General features: G+C 70.5%; 17 protein-coding genes. 8 read left to right on the forward strand and 9 right to left on the reverse strand.

All coding sequences use genetic code 11. The features are described 5' to 3' along the window. The first annotated feature begins 59 nt into the window (after window positions 1-59). From AB0I82_RS05225 to AB0I82_RS05235, 3 genes are all read left to right on the forward strand, one after another. Window positions 60-1,268, forward strand: coding sequence for a sensor histidine kinase (locus AB0I82_RS05225; RefSeq protein WP_363255700.1), 1,209 nt, complete (start codon window positions 60-62; stop codon window positions 1,266-1,268). Next, window positions 1,265-1,927 (forward strand): response regulator transcription factor, encoded by a 663-nt coding sequence (locus AB0I82_RS05230; protein WP_363255701.1) that lies wholly within the window; start codon window positions 1,265-1,267, stop codon window positions 1,925-1,927. The genes AB0I82_RS05225 and AB0I82_RS05230 overlap by 4 nt, the downstream gene beginning before the upstream one ends. Before the next feature lie 94 nt (window positions 1,928-2,021). Continuing rightward, window positions 2,022-2,957: a YwqG family protein gene (locus AB0I82_RS05235; RefSeq protein WP_363255702.1), complete on the forward strand. Its 936-nt coding sequence runs from the start codon at window positions 2,022-2,024 to the stop codon at window positions 2,955-2,957. Between the two features lie 112 nt (window positions 2,958-3,069). On the opposite strand, the gene AB0I82_RS05240 is transcribed toward AB0I82_RS05235, so the two are convergent. Genes AB0I82_RS05240 through AB0I82_RS05250 form a run of 3 tightly spaced genes read right to left on the reverse strand, consistent with a single transcriptional unit; the run spans window position 3,070 to window position 5,448 of the window. Further along, window positions 3,070-3,648 (reverse strand): TetR/AcrR family transcriptional regulator, encoded by a 579-nt coding sequence (locus tag AB0I82_RS05240; protein ID WP_363255703.1) that lies wholly within the window; start codon window positions 3,646-3,648, stop codon window positions 3,070-3,072. Between the two features lie 40 nt (window positions 3,649-3,688). After that, window positions 3,689-5,215, reverse strand: a complete 1,527-nt coding sequence (locus AB0I82_RS05245; RefSeq protein WP_363255704.1) for an amidase — start codon at window positions 5,213-5,215, stop codon at window positions 3,689-3,691. Between the two features lie 5 nt (window positions 5,216-5,220). Then, on the reverse strand, window positions 5,221-5,448 hold the full coding sequence (locus tag AB0I82_RS05250; RefSeq protein ID WP_363255705.1) for a hypothetical protein: 228 nt from the start codon (window positions 5,446-5,448) through the stop codon (window positions 5,221-5,223). Window positions 5,449-5,618: 170 nt separating this feature from the next. Here AB0I82_RS05250 and AB0I82_RS05255 point away from each other — a divergent pair, with 170 nt between their 5' ends. The 3 genes from AB0I82_RS05255 (at window position 5,619) to AB0I82_RS05265 (ending at window position 8,315) form a co-directional block, all read left to right on the forward strand. Beyond that, window positions 5,619-6,512, forward strand: a complete 894-nt coding sequence (locus tag AB0I82_RS05255; RefSeq protein WP_363255706.1) for an MBL fold metallo-hydrolase — start codon at window positions 5,619-5,621, stop codon at window positions 6,510-6,512. Window positions 6,513-6,688: 176 nt separating this feature from the next. After that, entirely contained in the window at window positions 6,689-7,096 is a 408-nt protein-coding gene (locus AB0I82_RS05260) for a YciI family protein (protein ID WP_363255707.1), read from the forward strand. A gap of 34 nt (window positions 7,097-7,130) precedes the next feature. After that, the gene (locus tag AB0I82_RS05265; RefSeq protein ID WP_363256085.1) at window positions 7,131-8,315 is read left to right on the forward strand and encodes a DUF6596 domain-containing protein; all 1,185 of its coding nucleotides are present in this window, start codon (window positions 7,131-7,133) and stop codon (window positions 8,313-8,315) included. A 97-nt stretch (window positions 8,316-8,412) separates the two neighbouring features. Here the strand turns inward: AB0I82_RS05265 and AB0I82_RS05270 are convergent, their stop codons facing one another. The 3 genes from AB0I82_RS05270 to AB0I82_RS05280 all read right to left on the reverse strand — a co-directional run bounded on the left by AB0I82_RS05270 (window position 8,413) and on the right by AB0I82_RS05280 (window position 11,323). Continuing rightward, on the reverse strand, window positions 8,413-9,648 hold the full coding sequence (locus AB0I82_RS05270; protein WP_363255708.1) for a sulfite oxidase: 1,236 nt from the start codon (window positions 9,646-9,648) through the stop codon (window positions 8,413-8,415). Between the two features lie 47 nt (window positions 9,649-9,695). Continuing rightward, entirely contained in the window at window positions 9,696-9,998 is a 303-nt protein-coding gene (locus AB0I82_RS05275; protein ID WP_363256086.1) for a substrate-binding domain-containing protein, read from the reverse strand. A 203-nt stretch (window positions 9,999-10,201) separates the two neighbouring features. Further along, on the reverse strand, window positions 10,202-11,323 hold the full coding sequence (locus AB0I82_RS05280; RefSeq protein ID WP_363255709.1) for a glycosyltransferase family 2 protein: 1,122 nt from the start codon (window positions 11,321-11,323) through the stop codon (window positions 10,202-10,204). Window positions 11,324-11,682: 359 nt separating this feature from the next. Here AB0I82_RS05280 and AB0I82_RS05285 point away from each other — a divergent pair, with 359 nt between their 5' ends. Next, window positions 11,683-13,239, forward strand: coding sequence for a cellulase family glycosylhydrolase (locus tag AB0I82_RS05285; protein ID WP_363255710.1), 1,557 nt, complete (start codon window positions 11,683-11,685; stop codon window positions 13,237-13,239). Window positions 13,240-13,263: 24 nt separating this feature from the next. Beyond that, on the forward strand, window positions 13,264-14,121 hold the full coding sequence (locus AB0I82_RS05290; RefSeq protein WP_363255711.1) for an SDR family oxidoreductase: 858 nt from the start codon (window positions 13,264-13,266) through the stop codon (window positions 14,119-14,121). 25 nt (window positions 14,122-14,146) lie between these two features. Here AB0I82_RS05290 and AB0I82_RS05295 read toward each other — a convergent pair whose 3' ends face one another. Genes AB0I82_RS05295 through AB0I82_RS05305 form a run of 3 tightly spaced genes read right to left on the reverse strand, consistent with a single transcriptional unit; the run spans window position 14,147 to window position 16,145 of the window. Then, window positions 14,147-14,746: a malonic semialdehyde reductase gene (locus AB0I82_RS05295; RefSeq protein ID WP_363255712.1), complete on the reverse strand. Its 600-nt coding sequence runs from the start codon at window positions 14,744-14,746 to the stop codon at window positions 14,147-14,149. Next, window positions 14,743-15,180, reverse strand: a complete 438-nt coding sequence (locus tag AB0I82_RS05300; RefSeq protein ID WP_363255713.1) for a nuclear transport factor 2 family protein — start codon at window positions 15,178-15,180, stop codon at window positions 14,743-14,745. The genes AB0I82_RS05295 and AB0I82_RS05300 overlap by 4 nt, the downstream gene beginning before the upstream one ends. Next, on the reverse strand, window positions 15,177-16,145 hold the full coding sequence (locus AB0I82_RS05305; RefSeq protein WP_363255714.1) for an NAD(P)-dependent oxidoreductase: 969 nt from the start codon (window positions 16,143-16,145) through the stop codon (window positions 15,177-15,179). The genes AB0I82_RS05300 and AB0I82_RS05305 overlap by 4 nt, the downstream gene beginning before the upstream one ends. Window positions 16,146-16,151 lie beyond the last annotated feature (6 nt).

The following is a 16,151-nucleotide window of genomic DNA, read 5'->3' on the forward strand; positions in this document are numbered from 1 at the left end:
CCGTACAACAACCACAACCGCGCGACGGCGATCCGGACGCCCGTCGGCTGGCGACCGTCATGCATGTGACGTTCTTCCTGCTGCTCGGCTCGTCCATGGCCCGGTTCATCCAGCGGCACGGCAGCGAGGCGCACGCGCCGTGGGTGATCGCGCTGGCGGTGGTACTGGCCGTGCTGTACGTCGCGGGGCTGTACGTCACCGGGCCCGGCCGGAGCGCCCCGGCCGTCCCCCAGCTGCCGCCCGGCGCCCGCGTGCCCTGGCCACCGGCCCGCCGCCTGGTGTGGCTGGGCACGGTCGTCGTGGTGTGGGCGGTACTGGTGGACCTTGCCCCGAGCTTCGCCTGGGTCGCGGTCCCCCTCTTCTACGCGGCGCTGCGTACCCTTCCGCCGCGGGCCGCGTACGTCCTGGTCGCCGTCCTCACCGTCTTCGTGATCATCGCCCAGCTCACCCTGGCCCAGCGCTTCGATCTGGACCTGGTGATCGGCCCGGCAGCCGTCGCCACCTTCGCCACCGCGATCTTCATGTACATGCAACGGCAGGCGGCCCGGCAGCGCGCCCTGATCGACGACCTGGTCCGCACCCGCCGCGAACTGGCCGCCACCGAACGCCGCGAAGGCACCCTCGCCGAACGCCAGCGCCTGTCCATGGAGATCCACGACTCGCTCGCCCAGGGCCTGTCCAGCCAGCGGATGCTGCTCCAGGCCGCCGAACGCACCTGGGACGCCGACCCGGCCAAGGCCCGCGGCCACGTCCGTACCGCCGCGTCGATCGCCGAGCACAACCTCACCGAGGCCCGCCGCTTCGTCCACGACCTGGCCCCCGCCGACCTCTCCCGAGGCGGCCTCCCCGAAGCGCTGCACGCCCTCGCCGCCCGCGAGAGCCACGACCGCCTCACGGTCCGCGTCCACATCGACGACGCCACCGGCGCCCCGCTGCCCGACCTGGTGCAGTCGGCCCTGCTCCGTATCGCCCAGGGCGCCCTGGCAAACGTACGCGAACACGCCGCCGCAACCACCGCGGCGCTCACCCTCACCACCCTCGACGACCAGGTCGTCCTGGACATCGCGGACAACGGCCGCGGCTTCGACCCGGCAGCGCTCCCCGACACACCCACCGGAGTACGCGGCCACGGCATCCCGGCGATCCGCGCCCGGGTCCACCAGCTCGGCGGCACCCTCACCGTCGAGTCGGCCCCCGGCGAGGGCACCGTCCTGACCGCCGCGATTCCGCTGGAACGACCCTCGCTTCCCCTGGAGCAAACACAGTGAACACGCCCCCGAACGCGGCCACTTCCCCAGGACAATCACCCGTACGCATCCTGCTCTGCGACGACCACGTGGTCGTACGGGCCGGCCTCCTGGCCCTGCTGGACAGCGCACCGGACATCGAGGTCCTCGGGGAGGCGGGCACCGGCGAGGAGGTCCTCGCCCTCGCCGCGAAACTCCACCCCGACGTCGTCCTCATGGACCTCCAGCTCGGCGCCGGCATCGACGGCGTGGAAGCCACCCGCCGCCTCACCGCCACGGAAAGAGCGCCCCACGTACTGGTCCTGACCACGTACGACACGGACGCGGACATCACCCGCGCGATCGAGGCGGGCGCAACCGGCTACCTCCTGAAGGCCGAACGTCCCGAGGAACTCTTCGCCGCGATCCACGCCGCGGCCCGGGGCCGTACGACCCTCTCGCCCCCGGTGGCCAGCCGCGTGATGGCCAACATGCGCGCCCCGCGCCCCACCCTCACCGACCGCGAACGCGACATCCTCACCCAGCTCGCCCAGGGCCTGGGCAACCGCGACATCGCCAAGGCCCTGTTCATCAGCGAGGCCACGGTGAAGACCCACCTGGGCCGCATCTACGCCAAACTCGGCGTGGACACTCGCGCCGGGGCGGTGTCGGTAGCGAAGGAACAGCGCTTGCTGCCGTGACCAGCGCCATCAGCCCTTAGGTCTTTCCGGGGCGTGCCGGGCGGAGTTGCGGCCCCGACGGCGATTGTCAGTGGTCTCCTGCATCATCGTTCCCATGACACAGAGCACCACCGCCGACGCGCTCCACGCGCTTGCCCGTAAGCACCTGCCCGACGAGATCGCCGAGCGATGGATCGGCCTGCTGCGGCCGGGCCTGCGTCTGGAGAACGCCGGTGGTACGGGCAGGTGTTCAGGTACCGGGGCCGGGGCCGGTGGTGGTGCCGGGGCCGGTGACGGTGGCGGTGCGTGTACAGGGGCGGGCACGGCTCCGGTCGTCGGTCGGCTCGGCGGTCTGCCCGAGCTGCCGGAGCACGAGGAATGGCCAGTGTGGCCGGGGCAAGGCCCGCTCTCCTTCATCGCGTCCGTCGACTGCGCCGTACTCCCCTCCGCCGCCCTCGACATAGCCATGCCGGCGGACGGCACGCTGGCCTTCTTCTACTTCGACGGGCAGCTGGACGACGGCTGTGCGGTGGTCGCGCCCGACGACCCGGACAGCTGGGCGGGAGCGCGCGTGCTGTACATACCGGCGGGCGTCCCCGTCGCCGAACGGGCGGCGCCGGAGGGGATCCAGCCGTATCCCGAGGTGCCGCTGGCAGCGCGCCTGGAATCGACCGCACCGTATCCCTGGCACCCCGTGATCTACCGTGAGTTCGCGCCGATGCCCGACGACCACCCGCTGTGGGACGAGGAGTTCCAGGAGGCCGTGTGGGACCACTTCAACGGCACGGAGCACCGCATCGGCGGCCACGCACACCCGGTGCAGGACGAGGTGGAGAGCGAGGTCGCCCACGGCGTCCTGGGCAGCCCGCCGTGGGATGACCCCCGCATCAAGGAAGAAGCCCTCCGCTGGGTGCTGCTCGCCCAGTTCGACTCGGACGACGACGCCGACATGATGTGGGGCGACTGTGGCGCCCTCTACTGGCTCATCCGCCCCGAAGACCTGGCCGAACGCCGCTTCGACCGCGCACTGTTCACCTGGCAGTGCAGCTGACACCGCCGGAGGGCCGCCAGGCCCGAGTCCGAGCCCATGACCGGTCAGGACGAGGACTGGGCCACCCCAATCCGCGGCCCCTTCGATCCTGGCCACGACGACATCGTCGGCCTCACTCAGCTCCCACAGTCGGGAAGCGGGTGAGAACGGTATGGGCGAGTTCTCGGGCGTACTCGGCGTCCAGCAGGCCCGGACGGAAGAGGATGCGGTACATCATCGGCGCCACGACATGGTCGAGGACCGTGTCCACGTCGGGCGCCGGCTCGCCCCGCTCGGCGGCACGGTCGAGGAGCACGGCGACCTGCTCGACGGCGTACGCCGAGCACTGCCCCGCGTTACCGCCCTCCCGGTCACCGGCGAGCGCGTCCTGGATATAGGCGCGGCCGGCCGCCGAGGACATCTCCTCCAGCCACTCCGCCGCCCAGGTCTCCAGGTCCGTGGCCAGGCTGCCGCGGTCGGCGGGCGGCCCCTCCGGGCGCAGCCGCTCCACCGCCACGTCGGACAGCAGTTCCTGCAGGTCCCCCCAGCGCCGGTAGATCGTCGAGGGGGTGACCTCGGCACGTGCCGCGATCAGCGGCACGGTCAGCCCCGCACGCCCCACCTCGGCTTCCAACTCGCGCACGGCCCGGTGCACCGACTCCTGAACGCGTGCGCTCCGCCCGCCCGGGCGGCTCCTCGGCTTTGCTCCCATCCCCTCAGCTTAACGCTACTTCTTAGCCACAAGCCCTTCGCTACGAGCTCTTCGCCGCAAGGCGGACGTCCACCACCTGGGCATCCGCCACCTGAGCGCCCACCGCCTGGGCATCCACCGCTTGAGCATCGACCGTTGCCCGCGGCGCAGGCCCGAATTCCTGCTCGTACGCAGCCGCCGCACCCAGCAGCGCGGCCTCGCCGTACGGCCGCCCGATCAGCTGCATACCGATCGGCAGCCCCTGCCGGTCGAACCCCACCGGCAGCGACAGCGCCGGCAGCCCGGTGATGTTCGCGGGCGCGCAGAACCGTACGTACGCGTCGGCCACCGCCTCCGCCGTCCCGTCCGGCCAGCCGAACGCCTCCTGCCCGACCTGCGCGGCGGTCGCCGGTGCGGTCGGCGCCGCTATCAGGTCCACCTGCTCCAACAGCCCGTGCCACTCCCGCCTCATCAGCGTGCGGGCCCGCTGGGCACGTATGTGGTCGACCGCGGGCAGCAGCGCGCCCGCCTCCAGCAGCACCCGTACGTCATCCCCGTACAGCTCGGGCGCCTGGCCCAGCTGCGCGGCGTGGTACGCGGTCGCCTCGGGCACCATCAGCCCCCACTGGGCCGCCTGGATGTAACGGTGCAGCGGGATCTGCACGTCCACCAGGCGGGCCCCGAGGTCGGCCATCCGGTCCAGGGCGGTGCGCACGGCGGCTTCCACCTGCGGGTCGACGCGGTCGAAGAAGTAATCGGAGGGAACCCCCACCCGGACGCCGTCCAGCCCACCGCCTACCGATATCCCATATCCGCCTCCTCCATCTCCGTGTCCGCCTGCTCCGTCTCCATATCTGCCTTCTCTGTCTCCGTGTCCGTACTCGGGTCCGGGGCTGTCCGCGCCGCGCTCGGCGATGGCCTCCAGTACCAACCCGGCATCCCGCACCGTGCGCGTGATCGGGCCGACGTGGTCCAGCGACCAGGACAGGGCCGCCACCCCTTCCCGCGGCACCAGCCCGTACGTCGGTTTCAGGCCGACCGCTCCGGTCAGCGCGGCGGGCACCCGGATCGACCCACCCGTGTCCGTCCCCAGCGCGAACGTCGCCGACCCGGCTGCCACCGCGGCCGCCGACCCGCCGCTGGAACCTCCCGGCACCCGGTCCGGCGCCCACGGGTTACGGGTCTGCGGCGTCGTCAGGCCGTAGGCGAACTCATGCGTGTGCGCCTTGCCCAGCAGCACCGCACCCGCTCGCTTCAGCCGCGCGGCGACGGCCGCGTCCCGGTCCGGTATCCGGCCGGCGCGAACCGCCGAACCGGACGCGGTCACCACACCGGCGGTGTCGATGAGGTCCTTGAGCGCCATGGGTATGCCGTGCAACGGGCCGCGACGCCGCCCGGCAGCTATCTCCCGCTCCGCAGCCGCGGCCTGCTCGCGTGCCGAGTCCGCCGTGACCGTCGCGTAGGCGTTCACCAGCGGCTCGGTCGCCTCGATGCGCGCCAGGACGGATTCGGTCAGTTCCACCGGGGACAGCTGCCCGCTGCCGATCGCGTCGGCCGCTTCGGCGAGGGACAACTCGTAGGGCTGCACGGCCGTCACCGCTCGTCGACGCGGTAGGAGGGGGCGGGCGGGATGTCCGCCAGGTCGAGCTCCCGGAGGCGGCGGACCACGCTCAGGATGTGGTCGGCGGTGGCGGCCACGACCGCATGCCGGTCGTCACGCAGCGGAACCCCGGCGCGCTCGGCCGCCGCCGCGGCGCTCTGCGGCGTATGGCCAGGAAGGGGCGAAAGGGGATCAACGGGGTGAGAGGGAGTCAGGGGCATGGCTGGTCCGCGTCTTTCGTGAGTGTTCGTGACGTGACTACGACGGTAGGCCACCGCAGCCACTAACGCAATATATTTGCCTTAAGAGCCTTGCTCCTCTAATCTTTAACGCAACATATGCGCTTTAAGTTTCCCGACTCACCCACGCGCCCGCACCCTCAAGGACCCCCATGCCTCCCCCTACTCCCCCCTCCATCTGGACCATCGGCGACATCACCATCCACCGCATCGACGAAACCGAACTGCCGCCGGAGACCGGCCCCTGGCTGCTCCCCGACGCCACCCCGGACGTGGTCACCGCAAACCCCTGGCTGCGCCCGGACTTCGCCCGCCCCGACCACGGCCTGCGCCTCGCCAGCCACTCCTTCGCCGTGCGTGCGGGCGGCCGGCGCATCCTCGTCGACACCGGCATCGGCAATGGCAAGGACCGCGCCAACCCCGCCTGGAATCACCTCCGTACGGACTATCTGGCCCGACTTGAACAGGCAGGCTTCCCGCCCGACTCCGTCGACCTGGTCGTCCTCACCCACCTGCACACCGACCACGTCGGCTGGAACACCCGTTACCGGGACGGCGCGTGGGTCCCTACCTTCCCCCGCGCACGTTACGTAGTGGCGCGCGACGAGTGGGCGTACTGGTCAGCCGCCGAGCTGGACGCCCCGCGGCAGCAGATGTTCCGCGATTCCGTCCACCCGGTGCATGAGCACGGCCTGCTCGACACGATGGACGTCCCCGCGGGAGGCGCGGAGATCGCCCCGGGCGTGACCCTCGTACCCACCCCTGGGCACACGCCCGGCCAGGTCGCCGTCCGACTGACCGACGCGGGAGAGTCGGCGCTGATCACCGGCGACTGCATCCACCATCCTGTCCAGCTCAGCCGACCCGATCTGAGCAGTTGCGTCGACATCGACCCGGCCCGCGCCGTGGCCACCCGTCGCGACCTGCTCGCCGCCCTCGCCGGCACCGACACGCTCGTCCTCGGCAGCCACTTCCCCCCACCGACCGCCGGGCTGATACGCACCGACGCCTCCGGCTACCGCCTCGTCCCGGTACAACGCACTTGATCGTCACAGGGTTGACGGGTGCCCACCGGTCCCGCGATGTGCCTTGAGCGGCGCCGCGGGCAGGCGCGTCCGATGAAAGCCAAAAAACTCGGCCGGCGATGTCGAGAACCCGTGTTCGGCTCCGTCCCTGCAGTGAACGCGACCACAATGGGTCGCCCAGCATCGAGGAGAACACGATGGCCAAGTACCTGCTGCTCAAGCACTACCGTGGTGCCCCGGCCGCGGTCAACGACGTGCCCATGGACCAGTGGACGCCGGAAGAGATCTCGGCCCACGTGCAGTACATGAACGACTTCGCGGCCCGGCTGGAGAAGACCGGCGAGTTCGTCGACGGTCAGGCCCTCGCCCCCGAGGGGACGTGGGTCCGGTACGACGGCGAGGGGCGTCCGCCGGTCACCGACGGCCCATTCGCCGAGACCAAGGACCTCATCGCCGGCTGGATGGTGATCGATGTCGACAGTTACGAGCGCGCCGTCGAGCTGGCCGGGGAGCTGTCCGCCGCACCCGGGGCGGGCGGGAAGCCGATCCACGAGTGGCTCGAACTGCGCCCGTTCCTGACCGCGCCCCCCACCATCACGGAGTGAGCTCTCAGGAGGGGCCTCGCAAGTGAGCTCTCAGTTGAACGAGGCACTGCTCCGGAGTCTCACACCGAGCGTGCTCGGGATCCTCGTCCGCCGCGGAGCCGACTTCGCGGCGGCCGAGGACGCCGTACAGGACGCGCTGGTCGAGGCGGTCCGCGTCTGGCCGGCCGAGCAGCCGCGGGATCCGAAGGGCTGGCTGGTCACCGTGGCCTGGCGCCGGTTCCTCGACGCGACCCGTGCGGACGCCGCCCGCCGCCGGCGTGAGGACCTCGTCGACGAGGAGCCGGCGCCGGGGCCCGTGCCCTCCGTGGACGACACGCTCCAGCTCTACTTCCTGTGCGCCCACCCGTCTCTGACACCGTCGTCCGCCGTCGCGCTCACGCTGCGCGCCGTCGGCGGGCTCACCACCCGCCAGATCGCCCAGGCATATCTGGTGCCCGAGGCGACCATGGCCCAGCGCATCAGCCGGGCCAAGCGCACCGTCTCCGGCATTGGGGTCTCCGCTGCTCGAGCGAAACCGGGAGGTCGGGGAAGGTTCGACCAGCCCGGCGATGTCGCCACCGTGCTGCGCGTCCTGTACCTGATCTTCAACGAGGGCTACTCCGGCGACGTCGACCTCGCCGCCGAGGCCATCCGGCTCACCCGGCAGCTCGCGGCCGCGATCGACCACCCCGAGGTGGCGGGGCTGCTCGCCCTCATGCTGCTCCACCACGCCCGGCGCGCCGCCCGGACCGCGCCCGACGGCAGCCTGGTACCGCTCGCCGAGCAGGACCGGGGCCGGTGGGACACGGAAGTGATCGCCGAGGGCGTCGAGATCCTGCAGGCGGCCCTCGCCCGCGATCGGCTGGGCGAGTTCCAGGCCCAAGCCGCCATCGCGGCACTCCACGCCGACGCGCCCAACGCCGAGGAGACCGACTGGGTGCAGATCGTCGAGTGGTACGACGAGCTCGCGCGCCTGACCGACAGCCCGGTCGTCCGGCTCAACCGCGCGGTGGCCGTCGGCGAGGCCGACGGACCGCGCGCCGGGCTGGCGGCGCTCGAGGCGGTGGACAACACCTTGCCCCGCCACGCAGCGGTGGCGGCGTACCTCCACGAGCGCGACGGCGACCTGACGACGGCGGCACGGCTGTATGCCGAGGCGGCCCAAAAGGCACCCAACCTCGCCGAACGCAACCACCTGACGCGCCAGGCCGCCCGACTCAACGCCCGCCTGCATCACTGACGGATGGCGCACTGATGATCCTGCTGATCCTGCACGGTCTGCAGTGTGGAGCAGGTGGAACGACTCGACCGCCCAAAGGGGACCGTCCAGAGGGAACTCAGTCGTCCCGGAGGTCATCCTCATCCTGTAGACACCATACGGAAATCCGCTGTACGAGATTGTTGCCGAAGCCGCCGCGGTTCCAGGGCTGGGTGACGGGCTGGGTGCATCCTGAAGCGTCGGTGGCGCGGACGCTGAGTACATGGTGGCCGGGCGCGGCCGTCCAGGGCGCCTGCCAGTACCGCCAGGCCCAGCCGTGCCCGTCCGGCGGCGCGAGTGAGGCATCGTGCCAGGATTGCCCGTCGTCCGTGCTGACCTCGACCTTGGCGACCGGGGCGCGGCCGGACCAGGCGCGGCCTTCCAGGCGCACGGCGCCGGGGCGTACGACGCGGGCGCGCGACATGAAGTCCGGGAAGCCGGGCGGGATCATCAGGGCCCGCGGGGCGATCCGGGTGACCGGCTCGCCGGGTTCCTCGGCCTCCTGCCGGTAACGGTAGGCCACCTTCTGCTGGAATCCCGTGAACGGGCTGTCGACGAGGGTGATCTTCCGTAGCCACTTCACGTGCGCCATGCCGTACCAGCCGGGAACCACCAGCCGCAACGGACAACCGTGCTGCGGCGGCAGCGGCGCGCCGTTCATCTCGTACGCCACCAGCACCTCCGGATCGGTGCCGGTCGCGTCCGCCAGTGGCAGGCTCCGCTCGTAGTCCTGTTCCACGCCGCGCTCGATGCCGTGATCGGCGCCGGTGAAGACGGCCTCGACCGCATCCGGCTGCACGCCCGCCCTGTCGAGCAGCGTGCGCAGCGGTACTCCGGTCCACTCGGCGGTGCCGACCGCCTCGACCAGCCATGGCTGGCTTACGGGCCGTGGCGTGAGCCGGGCCCGTCCGTTGCCCGCGCATTCCATCGTCACCCGTTGGGTGACGGCCGGGAAGGACCGCAGGGCGGCCATGTCCAGGGTCAGCGGGATACGTACTCGACCGCGCACGGTCAGCTCCCACGTGCGGGGATCGGCTGCGGGGATGTCGTAGTGCACCAGTACGTAGTGCAGCCCGGGCGGGGTGAGGTCGTACCGCAGGGCCTCCAGCGGCAGCCCGTGATTACGGGCCGCGAGCGCGAGTTCCTCCGGGCTGATGCCCTCAGCGAAGGCCGCCAGACGCGCCGGCCCACTGAGGCCCTCACTGCGATCCCCACTGAGGTCCGCATTGAGGTCCGCATTGAAGGCACTGGTGCGGCCACCCATATGTCCATGGTGCGCGTCCTGACCGGTGCCGTACAGCGGTGGCGAAGGCATGTCCGGCGTGTGCGGCGGTGGCGGTCGCGCGTACCGCCACGCCACCCCTATCGCCGCGTCGCCCCCCGCTGCCGGAGACGTGCCCTGGTCAGTCGCGGCGAGCGGTCTTCCTCGCCAGCGACAAGGGCCTGGAGTATGTCCAGCAGGGCTCCCACGCTCTCGACCGGATTCAGTTCCGCCGCCGAGATGGCCGGGCGGCTGTTGCGCGCGTGCTCCGAGTCCGAGCCGGCAACCACCATGGTCCGCTCGGGCCCCCCGACACCACGCGCCATGAGCCCCTGCTGCACACCAGCCGCATGCCGCCCGGTGAGACAGAAAACCGCATCCGGTATACCGTCGTCCGCGGCAATCCGATCGGCGTCGGGCTCTACTCCGGCGCAGCGGCACTCGTCCTGTCACTCTGCGCGTGGGGCCTGCGGGAGACCTTCAAGGTCCCGACGGCAGAGCTCGGCACGCGCCCGCCAGCGAAGCGTGACGCAGGGGCTGTCCTGGGCTCCACGGCCAACTGAACCTCCTCTTCGGTTTCTCCTCTTTCTCGTGGCCTTGGGTGAGGTCAGGTAGCGGGGCGAGGCCTTGGGGCGGAGTGCCGAGGGAGTACGGGAGTTGGCGGGCGGGGTGGGGTGTCGGCACGGCCCTTTTCGTAGATGGTCAGGCCCGTGGAGCAGCCGAGGGGGACCAGGAGGAGTTCTACGAAGAGGGCCTTCCAGGCGTAGATGAGGTTGACGACCTTGGTGGCGTAGACGCAGGGGAGGTTGATCAGGACAGTGGCGAAGCGGAGGCGGCGTCTGCGGACGGCGTAGAGCAAGGGTGGGGTGGTCAGGAGGAGTTCGGCGCCGGCCCACCAGGCGAGGGAGGTGCCCAGCGATTGATCGGTCATTGCGGCCGCTACGAAGGGTGTGGCCCACCAGAGTGGAGCGGTGAGGATCTCCAGGAGGGCGAGCAGCACCCAGACGGCGAGCAGTGGCTTGCGGGTGATGAGGGCGCCGAGATGGAGGCGGACGTTCTGGCAGAAGCCGGCCATCCAGCGCCAGACCTGTTTTCGGAGGTAGGTGAGGGTCTCCGGGTCGGCGGCCCAGGCCATGGCGTCGGGGACGTAGCGCGCCCGTCGGCCCTGGATCTGTTGGGACCAGGTGAAGTCCATGTCCTCGACGATGGTGCGTTCGGGAAAGCCGCCGAAGGCCATCAGGTCGGCGCGGCGGAAGACCGAGCAGCATCCGGAACAGACCATGGGGCTTCCCGCGAGGGCCTGGATGGGTCGGTGGAAGTGGAAGCCGAAGAGATACTCCGTGGAGCGGCCGCGCTCCCAGAGGGTGCGGGTGTGGCGGGTCTGGACGTTGCCGGCGGCCACGGCGACCGTGGGGTCGGCGAAGGCCGGGATGACGCGCTCGATGTAGTCCGGCGCGAGGACGGTGTCTGCGTCGACCGCGAGGATCAGGTCCGTATCGCAGTGCGACAGGGCGTAATTCTGGGCTCTTGCTTTGCTGCCCAGTTGGCGGGGCGGGCGCAGGACAGTTACGTCGTGTGATGCGGCGACGTCTGCTGTACGGTCCGTCGAGGCGTCGTCGATGACGATGACGCGGTCGGGCGGGACGGTCTGGGTCCGCAACGCCGCGAGGGTCGAGGGCAGACCGGCTTCTTCGTTATGAGCTGGGACGATGGCTGTGACGCTGTACATGTCCTACTCCCCCGAGTTTGCGGAATCCGGCGGCGGCGAGGGCGATGAGGCCGATCGCGCCGTAGACGATGGTGCTGATGCCGATGAACGGCAATCCTCCGTGCATGTCACCGACGGTAGCGGGAAAGTGAGTTGGGATTTTCCGGAGGTTGCCTCCTGTGGATAACTGTCAGCAGCTTCGCCCGAGGCCCAGCCCTGCCCGGCCCTGCCCGGCCCGCCCCTACCCCACACGCGCCCCACTTCAGCTCACCTGACGCACCTGGCTCATCCGTCCCCTTGCCGCCTGGCCTCCCGGGCGTCAAGATGCGGGTTGCGGCGGGCCCTTGGCCCACGCGCCGACCGTCCCCACCGGAGGCCCTATGCGTCTGAGCCGCGCCGTTCTCGCCCTGCTGTCCTTCTCCCTCGCCTTCAGCACGGCCCTTCTTCCGGCGGCTTCGGCGTCGGCCTTACCGGAGACATCGGCGTCGGCCTTACCGGAGGCATCGGCGTCGACCGTTGCCGAAGACGTCGAAGGTGTCGAAGACGTCAGAACCAACACCACCGCCGCGCCGACCAGCACAGTGACCACCCCGGACGGCCGCACGCGCCTCGCCGACCGGCACGGCCGGGTCCTCGCCCTGCGCGGCCTCAACCTCGGCAAGACCGACACCGTCACGGAGCACCGCGTCGCGCGGCTGGCCTCCGAGGGCTTCACGCTGATGCGGCTGAACATCCAGTGGGAGAAGGTGGAGCCGCAGCGCGGCCGCTACGACACCGCCTACCTGCGCTACCTCGACCGAGTGCTGGGCTGGGCCGACCGGTACGGAGTGCTGGTACTCATCGACTGGCACCAGGACGTGTTCGGCCCTGCCTTCGGACACAACGGCATCCCCACCTGGGCCACCCGCACCGACGGCCTGTCCTTCGAGCCGAACCCTGACGACTGGTTCTCCGACTACTTCCAGCCGGCCGTCCAGGCCGCCTTCACCCACCTGTACGACGACCCGGACCTGCGCGCCGCCCAGGCCGCCGCCTACGCCCGGGTCGCCGCAACGCTGCGCGGACACCGCTCGCTGCTGGGCTACGACCTGTTCAACGAGCCCTTCGGCCCGGTCCCCGGTGACCCCACCGACCCGGCCAACCAGTTGGCCGCGTCCGTCGCGCTCGAACAGGGCCGGCTGCCGGCGATGTACCGGCGCCTCATCGGCGCCGTGCGAGCCGTCGACCGCAACGCATGGCTTTTCGTGGAACCGACCGTCCTGGTCGGCCAAGGAGTCCCGACCAGCCTGCCCGGCTTCCACGATCCGCGCCCCGGTGCCGACCGTATCGGCTACGCGCCCCACTACTACGACACGGCCGTGGAATCCGGGCAGGACTGGGACCCGAAGGGCAGGTTCATCGAGCAGTACGAGGCGGCCATCGGCGCCTACCCGGCCGCGCACCGACTGCCTGTTCTCGTAGGCGAGTGGGGACCGCCCCGGGCCACCACACCCGGGAACGCGGAGCTGATCCGCCGTCAGCTGAGGTCGATGCCGGGCTTCGCTTCGGGGTGGGCCATGTGGTACGACTGCGACGCGCCCGAAGGGGGCGGCTACTGCGTACGAGGCGCGGATGGCCGCCCGGCGCCGGGCAAGGAGCCCGCGTTCGGCCCGTACGCGCGGGCCGTCGCCGGGGTTCCCGGGCGTGAGTCGTACACCCCGACGACCGGCGAGTACCGCCTCGCTCTCACCGCCAACCGGTCAACGCGGCGGGCATGGACGGAGATCACCCTGCCTGCCACGGTGTATCCACACGGTGCACGGGTGACAGTCGACGGTATACCGGCTCCACCGGATGCCGTGGTGCGGGTCGCAGACAGCATCGCGCGGGTGCGACTGCCCTCAACGCCCCCAGGCACCACCGTCAGCCTGACCGTGACCGCCGCCGCCCACCAATAAGCCCGAGCAAGGGAGTACTCACTGATGCAGCGCCCCGTCCCCCCGCCCTCCGGCCTCTCGTCCTCCGGCCCCTCGTCCTCCGCCCCCTCCCCCGCTCCCGTTCACCTGGTGGCGGGTGGCAGCAGTGGGATCGGGGCCGCCGTGGCCGAGCAGGCGGCGGCTTCCGGTGCGCGGGTCGCCGTGTGCGGACGACGGGGCGACGCGCTGCGCAAGGTCGCGGACGGTTGCGGGGCGACGGCGTACGTCGCGGACGTCACCGACCGGGCGCAGGTCGAGGAGCTGGTGGCCGCCGTCGTACGGGATCACGGCCGCCTCGACGGCGTTGTCGCCAACGCGGGCGTGATGCGCCCGGGCGGAGTGCTCGACCTGACGGACGAGGACTGGGACGCAACGCTGCGCACCAACCTCACCTCCGTCTTCCTCCTCGCCCGCGCCGCGCTGCCCCATCTCATCGACTCCAAGGGGTCGTTCGTGACGGTCGGCTCCATAGCCGGGCTGCGCGCCTCGGGAGGGATGGCCGCGTACGCCGCCTCGAAGGCCGGTGCGGCCATGCTGACCACGACCCTCGCGGCCGAGTTCGGACCGCGTGGTGTACGTGCCAACACCGTGTGTCCCGGCTGGACCCGCACCGAAATGGCGGATGAGGAGATGCGGGAATTCGGCGAACCGTTGGGGCTCGGCGTCCAGGAATCGTATGCCGAGGTCACCGCCCTCGTACCGCAACGCCGGCCCGCCGAGCCCCGCGAAATCGCCGATGCCGTCCTGTGGCTTCTCGGCCCGCACTCCTCTTACGTGAATGGCACCACCCTTACCGCGGACGGAGGTACCACCATCGTCGACCCGGGTGCGGTGCCATTCGATTTCCGCCTGTCGGAACGGTAACAACGGGCGGCGTGACAATAAGTAGTCAGACGCTTTTGAATACCTCGTTGTACGTCAGGCGGGGTGCGCGGGGGCGGAAGGCGTCCGGGGCCGGGCGGCCGATGTTTGCCACGACCAGTGCGCGGTGTTGGCCGTCGGGGAAGAACTCCTCGGTGACGGCCTTGGCGTCGAAGCCCGCCATGGGGCCCACGGCGAGACCGGCAGCCCGTACTCCCACGATGAAGTAGGCGATCTGGAGCGAGGCGTTGACCACGGCCGTGTCGTGCCGCAGCGTCTCGTCGGCGAAAAGGTCGCGGGCATTCGGTACGTGCGGTGCGACTTTGGACAGCGTCTCGTGGAAATCGAGGTCGGCGGCGAGGACGGCGACGAGCGGGGCCTGGCGCACCTTGGGCTGATTGCCGGGTGCCATCCGCTCGACGAGTCGTGCGCGTGCTTCGTCGCTGCGGATCAGGACGGCGCGGAGTGGCTGGCTGTTGAGCGAGGTCGGGGCGTTCTTGATGAGTTCGTGGACGGCGGTTACCTGCTCGTCGGTCACCGGTTCGTCGGTGAATGCGTGTGCGGTGTGGGCCTCCTTGAAGAGAAGGTCCTGCGCGTCAGCGGCAAGGGGAGAAATCGAGGAACTCACAGGGTTTCACCTCGTGCAGTAAGAGAGCTGTTGGGATCGATCAGGCGGAGCATTTCGGCGGTGTCGAAGTAGTCCTCGAAGTGCACGGCCAGGCCGTCGGCGCCGAGCGTCCAGGAGTGGACGAAGCGCAGGGTCGCCGTTCGGCCGTCGCGGGAGGTGACCTCCCGGGTGCCGAGCACGATTACCCGGTTGCCGTCGACCAGGAATTCGTGCGGGTAGAGGACCATTCCGCCCAGTACGTTGGGCACTTGGGCGAGGAATTCCCGCATGCCGTCGTGCCCGTACTTGGGTCCACCCAGGCCCACCTCTCGCATTCCGTCGGGGTGCACCCAGACGACGGCGGGGTCGAAGCAGGACAGGATGGCGTCGATGTCCCGGCGGTGGAATGCGTCGTAGGCGGACCGAATGCGCTTCTCCGCGTCGGTGGTGTTCACGTGGAAACCTCCGCCAGGTCCGCAACATCCGCCAGGTCCGCAACATCCGTCAGCGCGATGTCGGGGAAGTGTGCTTGCAGTGTGCGGCGGATGCCGTCGTGCCATTCGACGGTGCAGTCGCCGATCAGGGACCGCCGTTCGGTGCTGTCGAAGGCGTACGTCTCACGGGTGACGGCGGTCCTTTCGAACTTCGCCTCGACACCCGTGAGTGCGGCCATGTACGCAACGCAGTCGGTCATGCCGACCGGCTCGTCACCGCCCCAGTTGACGAGGGTCGCGGGCGTGCTCGCGATGGACCACAGCAGTGGGACCTGGTGGACGAGGTCGTCGGTGTGGATGAGGGAGGACCAGTTCTGGCCTTCGAGGGGGATGGGGATCGGCTCGCCGGCCAGCATCTTTTTGAAGTACATGATGGGCACGCCGCCGTAGGAGGCCGGTCCGTAGGAGATGTTGAGGCGGGCGATGGTCGTGGGGACGCCGAGCGTGCGGGCGTACGCGCGCGCCGTGCCCTCCGCCGCGATTTTGCAGACGGGGTACGTCGGCAGCCAGTCGGCCACGCCGTCCAGCGGGTCGGTCTCCTTGTACTGGTGGTCGAGCGTCTGGCGCTTGTAGAGGGCGCCGGTCGACACGTGCAGGAATGCCTCCGCCTTGCGGCAGTGGGTCATGAGTCGTCCGACGGCGACCGAGTTGACCTCGATGGCGGTGTTGAAGTCGCCGTCGTGGCCGCGGTGCACCGCGGAGTGCATGACGTGGGTGAAGTCGTCGGGCAGTGTGTCGAGGGGGTCGTCGCCGCCCATGTCCCAGTGGTACGTCGTGATGCCGCGGGCGCGCAGCTCGTCCTCGACGCCGGGGGTGGTGAAGCGGCCGAGGCACCAGACCTCGTTGTCGGCGGCGAGGGCCTCGGCGACCGGGCGGGCCGCCTGACCTGTGCCACCGGTGATCAGAATCTTCTTGCCGTCAGTCAAAGGAAC

Source organism: Streptomyces sp. NPDC050315, assembly GCF_040655775.1.
Classification (GTDB): Bacteria; Actinomycetota; Actinomycetes; order Streptomycetales; family Streptomycetaceae; genus Streptomyces.